General features: G+C 39.6%; 13 protein-coding genes. 10 read left to right on the top strand and 3 right to left on the bottom strand.

Annotated features, from left to right (window positions below; genetic code table 11):
• Positions 1-303: 303 nt before the first annotated feature.
• From ACUXV0_RS13410 to ACUXV0_RS13400, 3 genes are all read left to right on the top strand, one after another.
• The gene (locus ACUXV0_RS13410; protein WP_446190072.1) at positions 304-807 is read left to right on the top strand and encodes an ExbD/TolR family protein; all 504 of its coding nucleotides are present in this window, start codon (positions 304-306) and stop codon (positions 805-807) included.
• Between the two features lie 93 nt (positions 808-900).
• The gene (gene fucP, locus ACUXV0_RS13405) at positions 901-2,172 is read left to right on the top strand and encodes an L-fucose:H+ symporter permease (protein WP_446190071.1); all 1,272 of its coding nucleotides are present in this window, start codon (positions 901-903) and stop codon (positions 2,170-2,172) included.
• Between the two features lie 87 nt (positions 2,173-2,259).
• Complete coding sequence (locus tag ACUXV0_RS13400; protein ID WP_446190070.1) at positions 2,260-2,862, top strand: hypothetical protein; 603 nt, start codon at positions 2,260-2,262, stop codon at positions 2,860-2,862.
• On the opposite strand, the gene purU is transcribed toward ACUXV0_RS13400, so the two are convergent.
• Complete coding sequence (gene purU / locus ACUXV0_RS13395) at positions 2,859-3,698, bottom strand: formyltetrahydrofolate deformylase (RefSeq protein ID WP_446190069.1); 840 nt, start codon at positions 3,696-3,698, stop codon at positions 2,859-2,861. The genes ACUXV0_RS13400 and purU overlap by 4 nt on opposite strands.
• 213 nt (positions 3,699-3,911) lie before the next feature.
• Here purU and ACUXV0_RS13390 point away from each other — a divergent pair, with 213 nt between their 5' ends.
• Positions 3,912-5,324: a tetratricopeptide repeat protein gene (locus ACUXV0_RS13390; protein WP_446190068.1), complete on the top strand. Its 1,413-nt coding sequence runs from the start codon at positions 3,912-3,914 to the stop codon at positions 5,322-5,324.
• Here the strand turns inward: ACUXV0_RS13390 and ACUXV0_RS13385 are convergent.
• The gene (locus ACUXV0_RS13385) at positions 5,321-7,366 is read right to left on the bottom strand and encodes a tetratricopeptide repeat protein (protein ID WP_446190067.1); all 2,046 of its coding nucleotides are present in this window, start codon (positions 7,364-7,366) and stop codon (positions 5,321-5,323) included. The genes ACUXV0_RS13390 and ACUXV0_RS13385 overlap by 4 nt on opposite strands.
• A 161-nt stretch (positions 7,367-7,527) precedes the next feature.
• Here ACUXV0_RS13385 and ACUXV0_RS13380 point away from each other — a divergent pair, with 161 nt between their 5' ends.
• The 5 genes from ACUXV0_RS13380 to ACUXV0_RS13360 are packed head-to-tail and all read left to right on the top strand — an operon-like array spanning position 7,528 to position 14,186.
• Positions 7,528-9,234 (top strand): tetratricopeptide repeat protein, encoded by a 1,707-nt coding sequence (locus tag ACUXV0_RS13380; protein WP_446190066.1) that lies wholly within the window; start codon positions 7,528-7,530, stop codon positions 9,232-9,234.
• A gap of 7 nt (positions 9,235-9,241) precedes the next feature.
• On the top strand, positions 9,242-10,057 hold the full coding sequence (locus ACUXV0_RS13375) for a DUF4292 domain-containing protein (RefSeq protein ID WP_446190065.1): 816 nt from the start codon (positions 9,242-9,244) through the stop codon (positions 10,055-10,057).
• 9 nt (positions 10,058-10,066) lie between these two features.
• Positions 10,067-11,257 carry a murein hydrolase activator EnvC family protein gene (locus ACUXV0_RS13370; RefSeq protein ID WP_446190064.1) on the top strand — a complete coding sequence of 397 codons (1,191 nt, stop codon included), beginning with the start codon at positions 10,067-10,069 and terminating at the stop codon, positions 11,255-11,257.
• A 38-nt stretch (positions 11,258-11,295) separates the two neighbouring features.
• Positions 11,296-12,111: a 3-methyl-2-oxobutanoate hydroxymethyltransferase gene (gene panB / locus ACUXV0_RS13365; RefSeq protein WP_446190063.1), complete on the top strand. Its 816-nt coding sequence runs from the start codon at positions 11,296-11,298 to the stop codon at positions 12,109-12,111.
• 53 nt (positions 12,112-12,164) lie between these two features.
• Positions 12,165-14,186, top strand: a complete 2,022-nt coding sequence (locus ACUXV0_RS13360; RefSeq protein WP_446190062.1) for a ComEC/Rec2 family competence protein — start codon at positions 12,165-12,167, stop codon at positions 14,184-14,186.
• Here the strand turns inward: ACUXV0_RS13360 and ACUXV0_RS13355 are convergent.
• Positions 14,183-14,728, bottom strand: a complete 546-nt coding sequence (locus ACUXV0_RS13355; protein ID WP_446190061.1) for a cob(I)yrinic acid a,c-diamide adenosyltransferase — start codon at positions 14,726-14,728, stop codon at positions 14,183-14,185. The genes ACUXV0_RS13360 and ACUXV0_RS13355 overlap by 4 nt on opposite strands.
• 143 nt (positions 14,729-14,871) lie before the next feature.
• Here ACUXV0_RS13355 and ACUXV0_RS13350 point away from each other — a divergent pair, with 143 nt between their 5' ends.
• Positions 14,872-15,363 (top strand): hypothetical protein, encoded by a 492-nt coding sequence (locus ACUXV0_RS13350; RefSeq protein WP_446190060.1) that lies wholly within the window; start codon positions 14,872-14,874, stop codon positions 15,361-15,363.
• Positions 15,364-15,365 lie beyond the last annotated feature (2 nt).

The following is a 15,365-nucleotide window of genomic DNA, read 5'->3' as shown; positions in this document are numbered from 1 at the left end:
CACTCTTTTTGTCAAAATAAGTTCTCACTGTTTATAGGAGAAAGAAAAGAGCATGAACCTACCATGATTAAGTTGGCAAGCGATTCCATTAGAGATCAAGCCCTAACTCCTAAATAGGAAAACGGGTTTCACCTTCTTTCAGATCGCAAGCTTATTCTACACCATTTCTAGACCTGATTGAGGAGCTTCTGGAGAAGGCTTTGCCGGGCCATTTATTTGAGCCAACCTTTCATTCTACTATTTTCTTAGTTTTATAACTATTTTTTTAGTTTTATGTATATTCACTTATTAAACAACTAGATTATGGCAGAAGTAAATATTTCAGACAACAAAAAGAAAGCTGGAAAACCAGATATGACACCTTTGGTAGATTTAGGTTTTCTTCTCATCACATTTTTCATTTATACAACAACTTTTAATAAACCAGCCATTATGGGCTTTGCTACTCCTAAAAAGGAAGGGCCGAATGCTACGAGTCCTGTTGAGTTTAAAAATTCCATCACTCTTATTTTAACAGGAGATGACCGCGTTTTCTATTACCAAAAACCACTTCAAGATGTAACCGAGAAAGACCTCATTGAGACTTCTTACGGTCATACGGGAGTAAGAAAAGTCATCATGGAGATGAAGGCCAATGCCCCTAAAGAAGAGAACTGGACTCTTATCATAAAGCCTACCGATAAATCGAACTGGAAAAATACCGTAGACATCCTCGATGAGGCAGTGATTACTGGTTCAAACAGAAAAGCACTGTTAGATCTAACAGATAGAGAAAAGGAGATCATCCAGAAAATTGATATTTACTAGAACAGCCTAGTCCATATTATTTTCGGCATGAACCGTGTCGTTCTTTTTATTTCTTATGTTTAGCGTAGAATTCAACCCTATCCTAACTGAAGAATGCTGAAGAAGACGCCTATTTTACCTTTTGTACTTACCACATGCTTGTTTGCATTGTGGGGCTTTGCAAATGACATAACCAATCCACTCGTTAAGGCTTTTGGAACAATTTTTAACCAAAGTCAAACCATCAGCACTTTTGTACAAGTAGCTTTCTATGGGGGTTATTGTCTCATGGCCATTCCGGCTGCCATTTTCATAAAAAAGTTTACTTATAAAAAAGGCTTACTAGTCGGTTTAGCTCTTTATGGTCTCGGCTGTCTGGCATTTATCCCTGCTGCTCAGTTCGGGCTTTTTCAATCCTTTTTGGTGGCTTATTTTGTCATGACATGCGGGCTTAGCTTTTTAGAAACAAGTGCCAACCCATACATTTTAGCTATGGGAGAGGAGGACACCAGCACACAAAGGCTAAACCTTGCTCAATCTTTCAATCCCATAGGCTCAATTACAGGGGCATACATCGCCACCAATTTTATATTGGGTAAAATGAACAAATTGAGTACAGCCGAGAGAGCTGCTTTACCAGAAGAAAAGTTTGAAGCCATAAAAATGGCCGACCTGGAAATCATAAAAAATCCATATGTGATCATAGGAGTAGTTTTGACGATCATGTTTCTATTATTTCTAGTGATCAAAATGCCGGAATACAAGGAGAAAGATACTGGCAAAGGGCTAGACTTAAGAGATACCTTTAAACGCTTATTCAAAAATCTGAGATACCGTGAGGGAGTAATAGCCCAGGCCTTCTACGTAGGGGCCCAGATCACCATGTGGACTTTTATTGTTCAATACGGTACTGAAGTATTTATGGCACAAGGGCTGGACGAGCTTGCAGCCGCCGAAAAATCCAGTGGTTTACAGATATATGCCTTAGTACTTTTTGCGTCAAGCAGATTTGTATTCACCTATTTGATGAAATTTACGACGCCTGGTTTCCTTTTAATGGTTCTGGCCATAATAGCTTGTCTGCTTCTCATTCCTGTTATTCTTGTCGGAGGAATGATCGGAATGTACGCCATAATAGCTATTTCAGGTTGTATGTCATTGATGTTCCCAACCATTTATGGTATTGCCCTCAAAGGTGTGGGAGATGATGCCAAACTGGGAGCCGCAGGCTTAGTAGCCGCTATAGGAGGTGGTGCACTTATACCGCTTATTCAGGCAAATATCATTGATAATGCCAATGTAAAGCTGAGCTTTGTAGTGCCGCTGGTATGCTTTCTGGTAATTGTCATATATGGGAGAAGAAGTTACACCACTTTTAAGTCATAAATTACGTAACTAATTCTAGTAAGAAGCGTCAAAAAACTACAAACCAATAACTGGTGCAACTTGTTCGTTAGACTACAAACTACAATTATGAGAAAACCTGTTTTATACATCTTGCTTGTTCTTTCTTCAATTTCTGCCTTGGGTCAGGAATCACCTCAACCCGAGGAAGAACCCGTTTATTTTGAGCAACCTAAATCTGAATTCAAAGAAAGACTTCACTACGGAGGTAATGTATGGCTAGGTTTTTTCGGAGCTTTTTATGCAGATGTTTCTCCAATGGTCGGCTACGAGATCACAGACATTGGTACCACCGCGGGTATTGGAGCTACGTTTATATATCAAGGTGCCTTTAATAGTGGAGGTACAGCCATGGCTGGTCCGAGACTATTTATCCGTCAGCCTATATGGAGGAGTATTTTTGCACATGCAGAATACGAAATCATGAATGCCCCTGAAAACCAATTTTACTCTTATAATCAGGATCGTCAAGGAATAGATGTAGGTAGAAAATGGGAAGGTTCTCCTTTAGTAGGTTTGGGCTTTTACCAAGGTAGAACTCGTAAACAAGGAGGAAGCTTCATTTCCATCATGTATAATGTGGGCTACTCTTATGACCGGGGTTTTATTTCTCCTCAGGGCCTAGGTGGTAATAACTCTCCTTTCTTGTTACGATTTGGTTTCTTCTTTTAAAGAATAATGGTTCTGTTATCGTGAATAAACACCCGATCATTGAAAACCAGCTTAAGGGCTTTGGTCAGCACCATCTTCTCTACGTCCTTTCCTTCTCTTGACATGTCTTTGGCCGTAAATCGGTGACTTACATTTTTCACATCTTGAGCAATGATAGGTCCGTCATCAAGATCATTATTCACGAAATGTGCTGTAGCACCAATAATCTTTACTCCTCTTTCATGTGCCTGACGATAGGGATTAGCTCCTATAAAAGCGGGGAGGAAAGAGTGATGAATATTCACAATTTTATTTGGGAATTGCTCTACGAACACAGGTGTCAAAATCCGCATGTATTTTGCCAGGACCAGGTATTCAGGCTGATACTGGGCAATCACCTTCAAAACTTCTTTCTCGTGATCTTCTCTACTTAAGCCCTCGTGACTTACTTTATGAAAAGGAATATCGAATTTTGAGACATACGGCTCCAGAATATCGTAGTTGCTTACTACCGCCAATACATTGGCTTCCAGCTCGTTGAAATGGAATCTGGTAATCAAATCTGAGAGACAATGGTGCTCTTTGGTGCACAAAATCACCACGTCCTTCTTTTTCTTAGGGTTAGTCCTGAATTTGATTCTTTCATCAGGAACCCTTTCTCTTAAATCACTCAGAACTTTTGACAGGTTCAATTCGTTCTGACCTTCGAACTCAGTACGCATAAAGAACTGACCGCTTGGGCTCACATACTCATCTTGTCTGATAATGTTACACTCGTTTTTATAAAGCACTTTGGTAACATGAAAAATAAGGCCTTTGGCATCAGGGCCTTCCATCAGAAGAATATGTTTGGTCATGAGTTCTAAAATATTTCTGCGAATCAAATGGATACATGGCAAGATTAGCAAGCTAAATGCCGTTTATTTCGTAAAAACATCGTAAAACAGAGAGATTCCTGTGGATAAGTTCAGCTTTTAACGCATTGAAATCCAATAGATATTTCTCTACTTTTATCAAACCTTAGGCTGGAAAACCAGTAGATCTCTACTCTTTTCCCGAGATGAATCTAAATGGAAAGAAACTTTAATGAAGGCTATGATGATTTTGATGGCATTGCCTTGAAAGAATCTGCGAAGAAATTTGAAAACATGATTCAAAACAACGAATCTCACTATCTGGATGAGATCACGTTTGAGTCCCTTTCTAATTTTTATATAGACACCAATCGCTGGGACTTAGCTGAGAAAGCTTGTGAGCTTGGCCTTCAGCAATACCCCTATTCTCTGGAGTTGCTTCTGAATCAATCCCAATTGTATGTCAATATTTTGGCCTATGATAAGGCTCTAGAGTTGATTGAGAAGGCAGAGACTTTTTACCCTTCAGATCAGGAAGTCAACTATATGAAAGGTGTGGTTCTTAATCTAAGTGGCAATTTCGATGAAGCCATTGAAGCCCTTCAAAGAGCCCTTTCATTGTCAGACAATAAAGATGAAGTTTATTTTCAGCTGGCACAGACTTATCAAAATAAGAACGAGTTTAAGAAGGCGGCTAACTACTATAAAGAGGCTATTGCCAATGGTTATGGTAGCGAACTCATCTATTACGAATTAGTCTTCTGTTACGATTTTCAGGATAAGCTCGAGGAGATCGTCCCGTACCTGAGAAAACTTACAGATGCCAACCCATATTCTTATCTGGCTTGGTTTGGCCTTGGAATAGCCTGTGGCAGACTGAAAAAGCTGGATGAAGCCATCAGAGCTTTTGATTACTCGGTAATCATCAAAGATGACTTTGCCAGTGGTTGGTTTAATCTTGGGCATTCTAAAATGAATGCAGATGACCATGAAGGTGCTAAAGAGGCTTACCTCAGAACACTGGACCTAGAAAAAAGCTCTGCTGAAGTATTAACATACCTTGCGGCTTCATGTGAGAAACTTGGTGAACACGACGAGGCTCTGAAATACTATAAGAGTGCCACAGAAGACGAGCCTACTTGGGAAGAAGCCTGGTACGGTATGGCCTCCGTTCTATTTGAAAAACAAAAGTATTTAGAGGCTTCTCATTTTGCCAAAAAAGCCACGAGCCTTAATAACGTCAATAGCGATTATTGGCTACTTCAGGCAGATATAGAATCAAGGTTAGGGAATATGCTTTCGGCTATCGAAGCCTATAATGAAGCCGCTAACCTAGACCCGGAGAATATTGATATCTGGTTAAACTGGTCTTTGCTCTATTTTGAGCATGAAGACTACCATAAGGCCTTTGAAATTATTTATGATGCCATAGAGGTAAACCCTGATCAGGCCGATTTACATTACAGGGCTACGGTTTACTTGATTTTTGATGGTAGTTATTCTGAAGCCTATAAATACTTACAGAATGGGTTAAGCATAAACTTTGACGCTCATGAGCAAGTTTATGGATTCTTCCCTAGTTTGAATACCCAGAAAGCCCTGAATAGAATTATAGAACAGTATCGTTAGAATTCTACTCCGTTTCTGGTAAGGATATCTACAGCTTCTGATTTGCCTTTCTTAGCCGCTTTTTGGTACCACGGAATAGCTCTATCTACCATATTTCTATTGGCGTAATTAATACCAATATTGTATTCATAGTCTCCACTGGCGTCTAGTTCAGCGGCCTTTTCCCAAAACGAGATGGTTTCGTCATGTCTACCTAGCTCAGACAAACTCACACCGATATTCTGATAGGCAGGAAGGTAATCAGGGTGATCATTGATAATTCCTTTCAAAAGCTCTATTTCAAGTTCTATGTCGCCTTCTTTTTTATAAGAATAAGCGGCATTTAATCGGTATGCCGGCGACTCTCCAGATTCTACTTTTAACTGATCATATAGCTGGCGAGATTGTTCGCCCATTCCCAGATTGGCCATCACTGAGGCATAGGTATCTGTATATTCCGCATTATCAGGTTCACTATTATGAGCTTTTTCAGCAAAGGGAAGAGCCTCTTCATATCTACTTTGTTTTGACAAAGCCATAGCCATTAACCAATCTGTTCTAGGTTTAACGGGCATGTATTGATACGCCCTATTCAGATATGGAATTGCTTTATCGTACTCACCTTCATCTATGTACATTGAGGCCAGTGTACGGCACACATCTGCATTCTTGAAGCCATTATTATCGGCTTGAGTTAAGTATTGCTTTGCCATGGCAAAATCCTTTTCACCTAAATGGTACCAGCCAATATTACTAAGCACCATGGCGTCTTGCGGGTAAACCTCCTCCGCAGGAGAAAACAAGGTATATCCATTTTTCCAATGTTTCACCTGAGCAAAGGTCAATGCTCCGCAAATCAAGACAAGACCAAAACCCAAATACTGTATCCCTTTGTACCTTTTTGTTAAATGTACAATGAGTAAACTAAGTAAAAACAATGGCCCTATGGAAGACAAATAATAATAGCGATCTGCTACGATAGCACTACCAACAGGTAAAATCTGCAAAACGGTAGACACAGCAATCGTAAAAAAGGAGACTCCCCACCAAACTTTTTTGTTCTTTCTTCCGAGGATAAAAACAATAATGGTCGCCACGATCAGGCCGACCAAGGCCAGATTATAAATTCCTGGTATATCTCCATCCACTCTTCCCGGATAAGGATAGAACGGTAAAAGGTCAATAGGGGCTAAAGTTTTGACCCAATAAAACCAGAATGAATAAGCTACAATTCTCACTCGCTCAAAACCTGTGTAGGCAGAACCTATCACCTCTGAAGCATCAGCCCCAGCGTCCTTTTGAGCCGTAGTGGCGATGTAAGCAAAAAATAACGTAATAGCGAAATAAGGCAGTTTATTCAACCATACATTCTTTGAAAAGGCTTTCTCTTCTTTAGCTAAAAACCACCAATCAGTTATGATCAATAATGCTGGCAAAACCACGGCCATACCTTTTGACAAACAAGAAAGGACAAACATCAACAAGGAGATGATATAATACTTTTTGATATCCGTATCCTTGAATTTGATGTAGAAAATAAATGATAGCAGCAAGAACAGGGTATAAAGAACATCTTTACGTTCAGCTGCCCATGCCACAGACTCCACATGTAAAGGGTGAAGGGCAAAAAAAGCTGCAGTAAAAAGTGCCACCCAAGTGGAAACCGAAATTTTACGTAAAAGCAGATATACCAAGGTACTATTCAAAGCATGTAGCCAGAGGTTATTAAAATGATATATCCAAGGTGATTCTCCAGCTATGAGATATTCTATACCCAATGAGAGCATGGTTAATGGGTGATAATTACCTACATGAAACCCTGATAGAAGTTCAGTGAGATTAAATTCCTGTACGGCATCATTCAAAATGATATAAGGGTCATCATCCCATACAAGTCCATTTTGCCATATTAAGGCATATGCCAGGTAGACAGCCACCAGCATTCCCACCCCCACATACCAGAGCTTTGGTTCAAATTCATTAGTCTCAGCAATCTCAAGAGGACTTTCCACTGCCTTTGCCGCATGAGCAACCTTTTGTTTTTTAACCTTCTTTTTAGCCATGTAATGTCTACTATCAGTTATTGTTCCAAAATAAAGTAATTTCAATCAAAAATGTTGTTTTGGCGATCTCTAACAAATTAGGGACATTTGCATACTGTTTTTGGAGTCCGAAGAGTTAGTGAAATGATGGTGCTTCAAAATCTTTTAAAATCAGTCAATTGATGCTTTACAGGCTTCTTCTTTTCTTACTTTGTTCGGTCACTTTGGCTCAGGCTCAAGACAAACAATCAGCTATTGATAAAAGGCTGGCTGGCGAAGGCGTATTTCTGAACGGAATGAAAGAATTCATGGCAGAGAATTATGCCCAGGCATCTAATCATTTTGAGAAAGTTGTGAAAGACTATGATCCCACCGCAGGTGCTTACCACATGCTGTCTAAATCATATCTGGAACAAAAAGAATACAGTAAAGCTGAAATAGCTGCCCGTGAGTCATTAAAACTCGACAAAAACAATACGTTTTATCAAGAGTATCTGGCAAAAATTGAAGTCTCTCTACAAAATCATGATGTTGCTATAGACAGCTACAAAAAGCTGATAAAGGAAAACCCGCTTCGTGTACAAAACTATCTGGAGTTAGCAGACATTTACGTCTCTTTGGGTGAGTTTAAAGATGCTATCAAAATCTACGATGAGGTAGAAAAGAATCTGGGTATAGATGAGGAGATTTCACACCGTAAACAGATGCTTTATTTACGACAAGACAATGTAGAAGAAGCCATCAAGGAAGGTGATAAACTGATAGAATCGCAGCCCCTGGAATCGGAGTATGTGCTCAAGCAAGCACAAATCATGATTGGCAATAAGAAGTATGCAGATGCCGAAAAGCTGTTGAAAAACCATCTTGAGAAAAGTGGAGACTTAGGTGAAGCTCATGTGATGCTGGCCGAAGTATATAGAGCTACCGGTGATATTGAGGCATGTAATCAGGAACTCACAAAGGCATTTGAAAATCCGCTTCTGGATGCAGAAGTGAAATTGGAAATACTAGGTACATTCGTCAGTTTGGTCAATGAAAATCCCGTAACCTCTCAGATAGATCAGGCCATTCAGTTGACAGAAACTATCCTGGATCAGAATCCGGAAAAGTCTGCTGGCTATATTTATCTGGCCGATCTTCAGATGAAAAAGGGGAACCTGGAAAGTGCAAGGTCCAACTACCTGAAATCTACCCGATTTGATAAATCGCATTATGAGGTCTGGATGGCTATTGTGGAAATAGACACGCAACTGGGTGACATACCTTCTTTGATAAAACACGCTCAGGAAGCCGCAGATTATTTCCCAAATCAGGCCTTCTTCTGGTATCACTTGGGCTATGGTAATTTCTTAGCCCGTGATTTTAATGAAGCTATTTATGCTTTGGAAGAAGCACAGTTTCTTTCTTTCAATAACGAAACCCTATCAAAGCATATCCATACACTTATGGGTGATTCCTATGCTCAGATGAAAGAATATGCGGATGCTGAGAGAGCTTATAACTCTGCCTTAGAAATTGACCCGAACTATATTCCGGCACTGAATAATGCCAGCTATTATCTCGCGATTCAAGGCAAAAACCTGGAAAAGGCAGAGCAAATGGCGAAAAAGCTAATTGAGCTGGAACCCAAAAACCTTGAATTTAACGATACATATGCCTGGGTGCTTTTCAAAAAGGGGAATTATCAAGGGGCCGAAGCTCATTTAAGACCTTTTGTAATCTCCGGAAATGTTAAAAACGGTACAGCCCTGGAGCATTACGGCGATATTTTATCAAAACTTCAAAGACCAGATGAAGCTCTGCAATTTTGGAATCTGGCAAAAAACTCGAAACAACATTCTCCACTACTCGATAAGAAGATTGAACAGAAACTCTATTTGGTAGAATAAACCTCTAATGAACATAAATACTTTAGCCTGGCTATCTCTTTTCATACTCATCATATTCCAGGTGGGTTGTAAAAGAAACAAACTTCAGAAGTCTATTGCCGAGATTCCTAAAAATGACGTCGAACAGAACGACTCTTTGAAAATTGAGGAGGTAATAAATTTTGAAGTTGTGGAATCAGACTTCAACTATCTGAAACTTAAAAGTAAGGTTGATTTAGAATCTGATGCTATCAGCCAGTCTTTCCCTGCAAATGTTCATATTCAAAAAGATAGCATCATCTGGATTTCTGTATCCGTAGGTATAGAAGCCGCCAGATGTTTGATTACACAAGACAGCATAAAGTGCCTTGACAGAATCAATAGAACTTATTATTCTATCAGTATTGCTGAGCTGAGTAAACAATTCAACTTTAATTTCGACTTTAAACTTTTGCAATCTCTACTTATTGGAAATTTGCCATTAGAACGGACAGAACGCGATTTTATCGAACCGAACTCCTTATACTCGAGCCTGTTTCAAAGAGCAAATAATATCATCGTAGAAAATCAAATAGATAACGTTACGCACAAGCTGACCACCATTCTGGCTGAAGACAGCAAAGGGAAAAGTAAATTAGGAATATCATATGCCGATTTCATCACTTTACTTAACGGTCAACTTATTCCACATTCCATTTTCACAAAAATTGATGTGCTTAAGGGAGAAGAGATAAAAACCACTACGCTAGAATTCAAGCATACCAAATTCGAGTTTTTAGATCAAAGCCTTCGCTTTCCGTTTTCTATCCCTAAGAGTTATACAAAAGGCGAAATTGTCTTTTAACTTTACTATATGAAGCCTGCTAAGTTTCTAGCTTTCCTTGTATTCTCACTCCTGACGATTTCCTTAAATGTCTCAGGTCAGAAAACCCGTGAGCAGCTGGAAAGAGAGAAACAAGAAAATCAGGCGAGAATAGAACGTGCACAGCGTGTTCTGAACCAAACAAGCCGTAAAAAGTCTGCCTCCATCGGTAAGCTAAGAGCCTTAAATACGCAGATCAAAAACCAGTCGAAGCAAATTGACCTTATCACTGAAGATATTAACCTGATTCAAAAGGAAATTGCACAGCTGGAAGAAAACAAAAAGGTGCTGGAGCGTAAACTCGATGCCCTAAAAAAAGAGTATGCCGAGATGCTATTTATTGCTTCAAAATCGAGTGGTAAAATCAATAAACTTAGCTTCCTCTTTTCCGCCAGATCATTCAATGACCTGGTGATGAGGTATAAATATCTGGAACAATACACCGATAACAGAAAGAAACAAGTGGCTCAAATCAATGCTGTTGCCAAGTCTCTGGAAGAGCAACAGTTGGCACTGAATACCAAAATTGGGAATCAACAAAAGGTCATTGCCCAGAAACAAACCGAGACTAAAAAACTCACCTCACTTAAAAGCCAGCAATCAAGAACTGTTTCTTTATTGGCCTCAGAAGAGAAAAAGCTCCGTCGTGAGATTGCTGACTCCAAAAAAGCGATCAAGCGTTTGGATAATCTTATTAGTAGGATTGTAAGTAAATCTGTTAGTAAAAACAGATCTGCTGCACCTAATGAAGCAGTGGTAAACACTAAACTTTCTGCCTCTTTCCAAAACAACAAACGGAAATTACCGTGGCCAGTAAGGAATGGGTTTATCTCCGATCGTTTCGGCGTTAAGAACCATCCTGTTCTAAAGAATGTCAAAATCGATAATAACGGAGTAGACATTCAGACCTCACCAAACGCCCGTGTCAGCTCTGTTTTTGATGGTAAAGTACTTGACATCTCCCAAATACCTGGTCTAAATAATGTTGTAGCCATACAACATGGCGAGTATTTCACGGTCTATGCGAACCTGAAAAGCGTTAATGTTTCCATTAATCAAGATGTGATTGCCGGACAGCTAATTGGTATTGCAGGGCAAAAAGACGGAGAATACGAAATCAATTTCCAGGTTTGGCATCAGTTTACCAAACAAAACCCAGAGAGCTGGCTCGCTAGAAAGTAAGCCGTCATAATTCTTAGATTTGTAAAAAATAAATACGCATGTCTGTACATAACGAAGTCAAAAGAGTAACTACCAACGTACTGAGGTCTATGAAAAAGAAAGGCGAAAAAATTGCCTGTCTTACCGCGTACGATTTCTCCATGGCAAAACTGGTAGACGCTGCCGGTATAGAACTTATACTGGTGGGAGACTCAGCCTCTAACGTTATGGCAGGCCACGAAACCACTTTACCAATTACGTTGGACCAAATGATTTACCACGCTCAGTCTGTGGTAAGGGCAGTACAGAGGTCATTGGTAGTAGTCGACTTACCATTCGGTAGTTATCAAGGGAATTCTACTCAAGCTCTCAAATCAGCTATCAGAATCATGAAGGAGTCTGGTGCACATGCGGTAAAAATGGAAGGTGGAGAGGAAATTGAAGAATCAATTAGCCGAGTACTTAGTGCAGGAATTCCTGTTATGGGTCATTTAGGGCTTACACCACAGTCCATTTATAAGTTTGGGACATACACCGTAAGAGCCAAAGGGGACGAAGAAGCAGACTTGCTTCGCTCAAATGCCAAGCTTTTGGAAGAGCTTGGGTGTTTTGGAGTAGTATTAGAAAAAATACCACAAGAGCTAGCCACCGAGGTAACCCAAAGCATAAGTATCCCTACTGTAGGTATAGGTGCAGGAAATGGCTGTGATGGCCAGATCCTGGTAGTTCATGATATGCTGGGCATCAATAAAGACTTTAGCCCAAGATTTTTGAGAAGATACGCCGACCTCCACTCAGAAATGACAAATGCCTTCACTGGCTATATCAATGACGTGAAGTCAGGCGACTTCCCGAATGAGAAGGAAAGCTACTAATTGACTTGTATATAGACTTTTAGTTACATTTAGCATAATACCATGCTAAATCCATGACTTTAAGTTCCTATCCGGTTTTCCGGCCACTTCTCTTTTTTATCTGTGGTATCCTTGTATCAGAACTATCTGAAATTAAGGAGGAGTTTTTCATCATTGGTTTAATACTAACCCTTGTTGGGATAGCCTTCAGTTTTTATAGAAAAGCAAAAGGTTTCTTAAGTCTTAGTATCTATTCATTAACCTGCTGTCTAGGGTTTCTCATTCACCATTACCAAACTCCAGAACCATCATTTGAAGCTAAAAACCTTCAGGCCTATCTCGCCAGAGCAGTTGGAAATGCCGAGGCAAAACCCAAATCATGGAAAATTCAGGCCGAAATTGAAAAAGTAAAAATCAATGGAAGTTGGATTAAGCACCATGAAAATATCCTTCTATACGTCAATAATCAGGATTCTGTAAAACCAAACTACGGTGATATTTTTCTGGTCAATGAAGCCCCTAGGGAGATTGAACCCGTCAAAAACCCCTTTGAATTTGACTACAAAAACTTCTTGAAAAGGAAACAGGTTCGATTACACCACTTTCTTCAAGATGAAGACTACACAATAGCTGGAAATGCTCCCAAATCTAAACTTTCACTGTTTGCCTATGGTCTCAATTCCAAAGCAAGATCAGCACTAAAAAATGCCATTTCAGACCAGAAAGCATTAGCTGTTGCTGAAGCAATGCTCACAGGCATCAAAGAGGATTTGGATCACGAAACCAGAGAAGCCTACGCCACAGCCGGTGCTGTTCATATATTGGCCGTTTCTGGTTTACATGTTGGTATTTTAATGCTGCTTATTAATTATAGCCTGAGCTTTTTGAAGTTCCTGAATAGAGGAGAGCTTATTATTGGGTTGGTAACTGTCCTTCTCTTGTGGATCTATGCTCTTTTTACAGGTTTATCTCCAAGTGTAGTTAGAGCCACCTTGATGTTTACCCTATTACAGTTGGGCAATTTTATGCATCGAGATAAGAACAGCATCAATGTTTTATTCACCTCCGCATTGATACTTCTCATGATTAAACCCAATTGGCTGTTCGAGGTAGGTTTCCAATTATCTTACCTTGCTATGTTTGGTATTCTTTTTCTTTACCCTTACTTCAATAGACTTTGGGAACCAAAAAACCGATTAATTGCGAGTCTGTGGCAAATTAGCATCGTTTCTTTTTCTGCTCAACTATTTACTGCTCCCTTGAGCATATACTATTTTCATCAATTCCCTAGCTACTTCCTCTTCACAAATCCGGTGGTTACGCTAGCTAGCTCGGCAATACTTTTTACTGGAATCCCTTACCTCATATTATCTGGAGTACCTTATGTCTCAGATTTTCTTGGGAAGCTTCTTTCATGGACCATTGAAGTGCTCAATTGGTTTATTAAAGGTGTAAGTAACCTTCCATTCTCAAAAACATCAGGGTACCATCTTGAAGGCATAGAGGTACTACTTCTCTACTCTATCCTTCTTTTAATCCTGTTTTTCTTTATCCAGAAAAGGCCAAATCTTTTATTCATGAGTCTATTTCTGGTGATTGGCCTAACTGTCTTCTCTGTTTCTTCTGATATAGATCAAATGAGTCAAAAGGAACTGACGTTTCATTTCATTCCGAGAGGTAGCGGCATCAGTATGATTAATTCCAAAAGTGCTGTCTTCATTGCAGATTCTTCAACCGTGGCTAATCCAAGAGCTTATGACTTTCACCTAAAGAATTACTACGACGCCAAAGGCGTAAAACGGTACGAGATTATTGGCCGAGATAAGAACCAGAAAATGATCGAATTCAGCTTTGCTGAGAAAAGAAACTTATGGATTAGAGAATTCTTTTATGATCCTATTGAGGACTCTTTCGATAAAATCATGGTCTCCAATAATGCGATATATAATATTTCAAAACAATTACCCAATCCACCAGAACTTCTTATTCTTGACGATACAAATAGTCGGTATAGAATAGAAAAGCTGAAGTCTCAAGCAGATAGTTTAAACATCAAATTACTGTCTCTTTATGATACCGGAGGAATAAGCTTTTAACCCTTCCACTTTACCTCTTCCACGCCTTGCTCGGCAGCAATTTGCCTGCTTAACACAAAAAGAAAATCAGAAAGTCGATTGAGGTATTTGATGATCATAAAATTGATTCCCGCTTCATCATGCAGTCTGATGGCACAGCGTTCTGCTCTGCGGCAAACTGTTCTGGCCAGATGAGCGTATGAAACATGAACATGTCCACCTGGCAATACAAAATGTCTTAAGTCTTTGAGATGAAGATTCATTTGATCCATCAAATTCTCCAATACATCAATATCAGATTCCTCTAAATCTTGAATTGGTTGATCTGCCAGTGCTGTCTCATTAGCCAGCTCAGCTCCCAGGGTAAATAGTTTGTCTTGAATACTCTTCAGAACGGCTCTTCGGTTTTCTTGTTCAGAAACATCTCTAAGTAAGCCAATCCAAGAGTTGAGCTCATCCACGGTTCCATAAGCCTCTATTCTCAATTCTCCTTTACTTACCCTTGAGCCTCCGATCAAGCCTGTTTTTCCTTGGTCTCCTGTTTTGGTATAGATTTTAGCCATGTTTTGTTATCTTTTTATGATGAACACCTGATCAGAATCATTAGTGCGTCCTTCCTTAGATGATACACAAATGTTAGGTTTAAGATTCTTTGAGTCGTAAATTTGCAGCATAAAATCGCCTGATACAAAAGGCCTTTACTTCGATGACAGACGTTATTACCAGAATTCTCAAGTTTTCTTCATTAGCCATTGTATTAATCATGCTCATGCTGTGTTATATACAGCTTCCTGATTCTATCGCCATCACGCATAATGAAATAGGAAGACCTACAGCATTCATTGACAAGCAAAACTTCTTTTACGTCGGTGTAGCAGTCATTGTAGGGTTATATCTGCTCTTTGGCTTGCTTAAGAATTCATTGGTTAAAGCCGATTTTTCTAAGCTCAACCCACAAAGCACCTGGGCAAAGGCTCCTGAAAAATTAAAGAACCTCCTGGGCGGTTGGTCAGATGTATTTCTGGCAGTCATCAATGTCTATCTACTATTTACACTCCTAGCCATAAAGGAGACCAACAGTGAAGCCAGTCAAAACCTTTTCAGAAATTATGATTGGTTTTTGATTGCCGGTGCCGTAGCCTTAATCATCATGATTTTCTACGTGCCGCTTAAACTGTTATTCACAGATCCGAAGTAATA

It is taken from the genome of Jiulongibacter sp. NS-SX5 (assembly GCF_052828545.1).
Note: the sequence above shows the minus strand (reverse complement) of the source record. Positions and strands in the feature narration are given on the sequence as shown.

What these genes read in the sequence shown, in the direction of transcription:
- ACUXV0_RS13410 (WP_446190072.1), top strand. Translation starts at nt 304, where the DNA reads ATGGCAGAAGTAAATATTTCAGACAACAAAAAGAAAGCTGGAAAACCA.
- fucP (WP_446190071.1), top strand. Translation starts at nt 901, where the DNA reads ATGCTGAAGAAGACGCCTATTTTACCTTTTGTACTTACCACATGCTTG.
- ACUXV0_RS13400 (WP_446190070.1), top strand. Translation starts at nt 2,260, where the DNA reads ATGAGAAAACCTGTTTTATACATCTTGCTTGTTCTTTCTTCAATTTCT.
- purU (WP_446190069.1), bottom strand. Translation starts at nt 3,698, where the DNA reads ATGACCAAACATATTCTTCTGATGGAAGGCCCTGATGCCAAAGGCCTT.
- ACUXV0_RS13390 (WP_446190068.1), top strand. Translation starts at nt 3,912, where the DNA reads ATGGAAAGAAACTTTAATGAAGGCTATGATGATTTTGATGGCATTGCC.
- ACUXV0_RS13385 (WP_446190067.1), bottom strand. Translation starts at nt 7,366, where the DNA reads ATGGCTAAAAAGAAGGTTAAAAAACAAAAGGTTGCTCATGCGGCAAAG.
- ACUXV0_RS13380 (WP_446190066.1), top strand. Translation starts at nt 7,528, where the DNA reads ATGCTTTACAGGCTTCTTCTTTTCTTACTTTGTTCGGTCACTTTGGCT.
- ACUXV0_RS13375 (WP_446190065.1), top strand. Translation starts at nt 9,242, where the DNA reads ATGAACATAAATACTTTAGCCTGGCTATCTCTTTTCATACTCATCATA.
- ACUXV0_RS13370 (WP_446190064.1), top strand. Translation starts at nt 10,067, where the DNA reads ATGAAGCCTGCTAAGTTTCTAGCTTTCCTTGTATTCTCACTCCTGACG.
- panB (WP_446190063.1), top strand. Translation starts at nt 11,296, where the DNA reads ATGTCTGTACATAACGAAGTCAAAAGAGTAACTACCAACGTACTGAGG.
- ACUXV0_RS13360 (WP_446190062.1), top strand. Translation starts at nt 12,165, where the DNA reads ATGACTTTAAGTTCCTATCCGGTTTTCCGGCCACTTCTCTTTTTTATC.
- ACUXV0_RS13355 (WP_446190061.1), bottom strand. Translation starts at nt 14,728, where the DNA reads ATGGCTAAAATCTATACCAAAACAGGAGACCAAGGAAAAACAGGCTTG.
- ACUXV0_RS13350 (WP_446190060.1), top strand. Translation starts at nt 14,872, where the DNA reads ATGACAGACGTTATTACCAGAATTCTCAAGTTTTCTTCATTAGCCATT.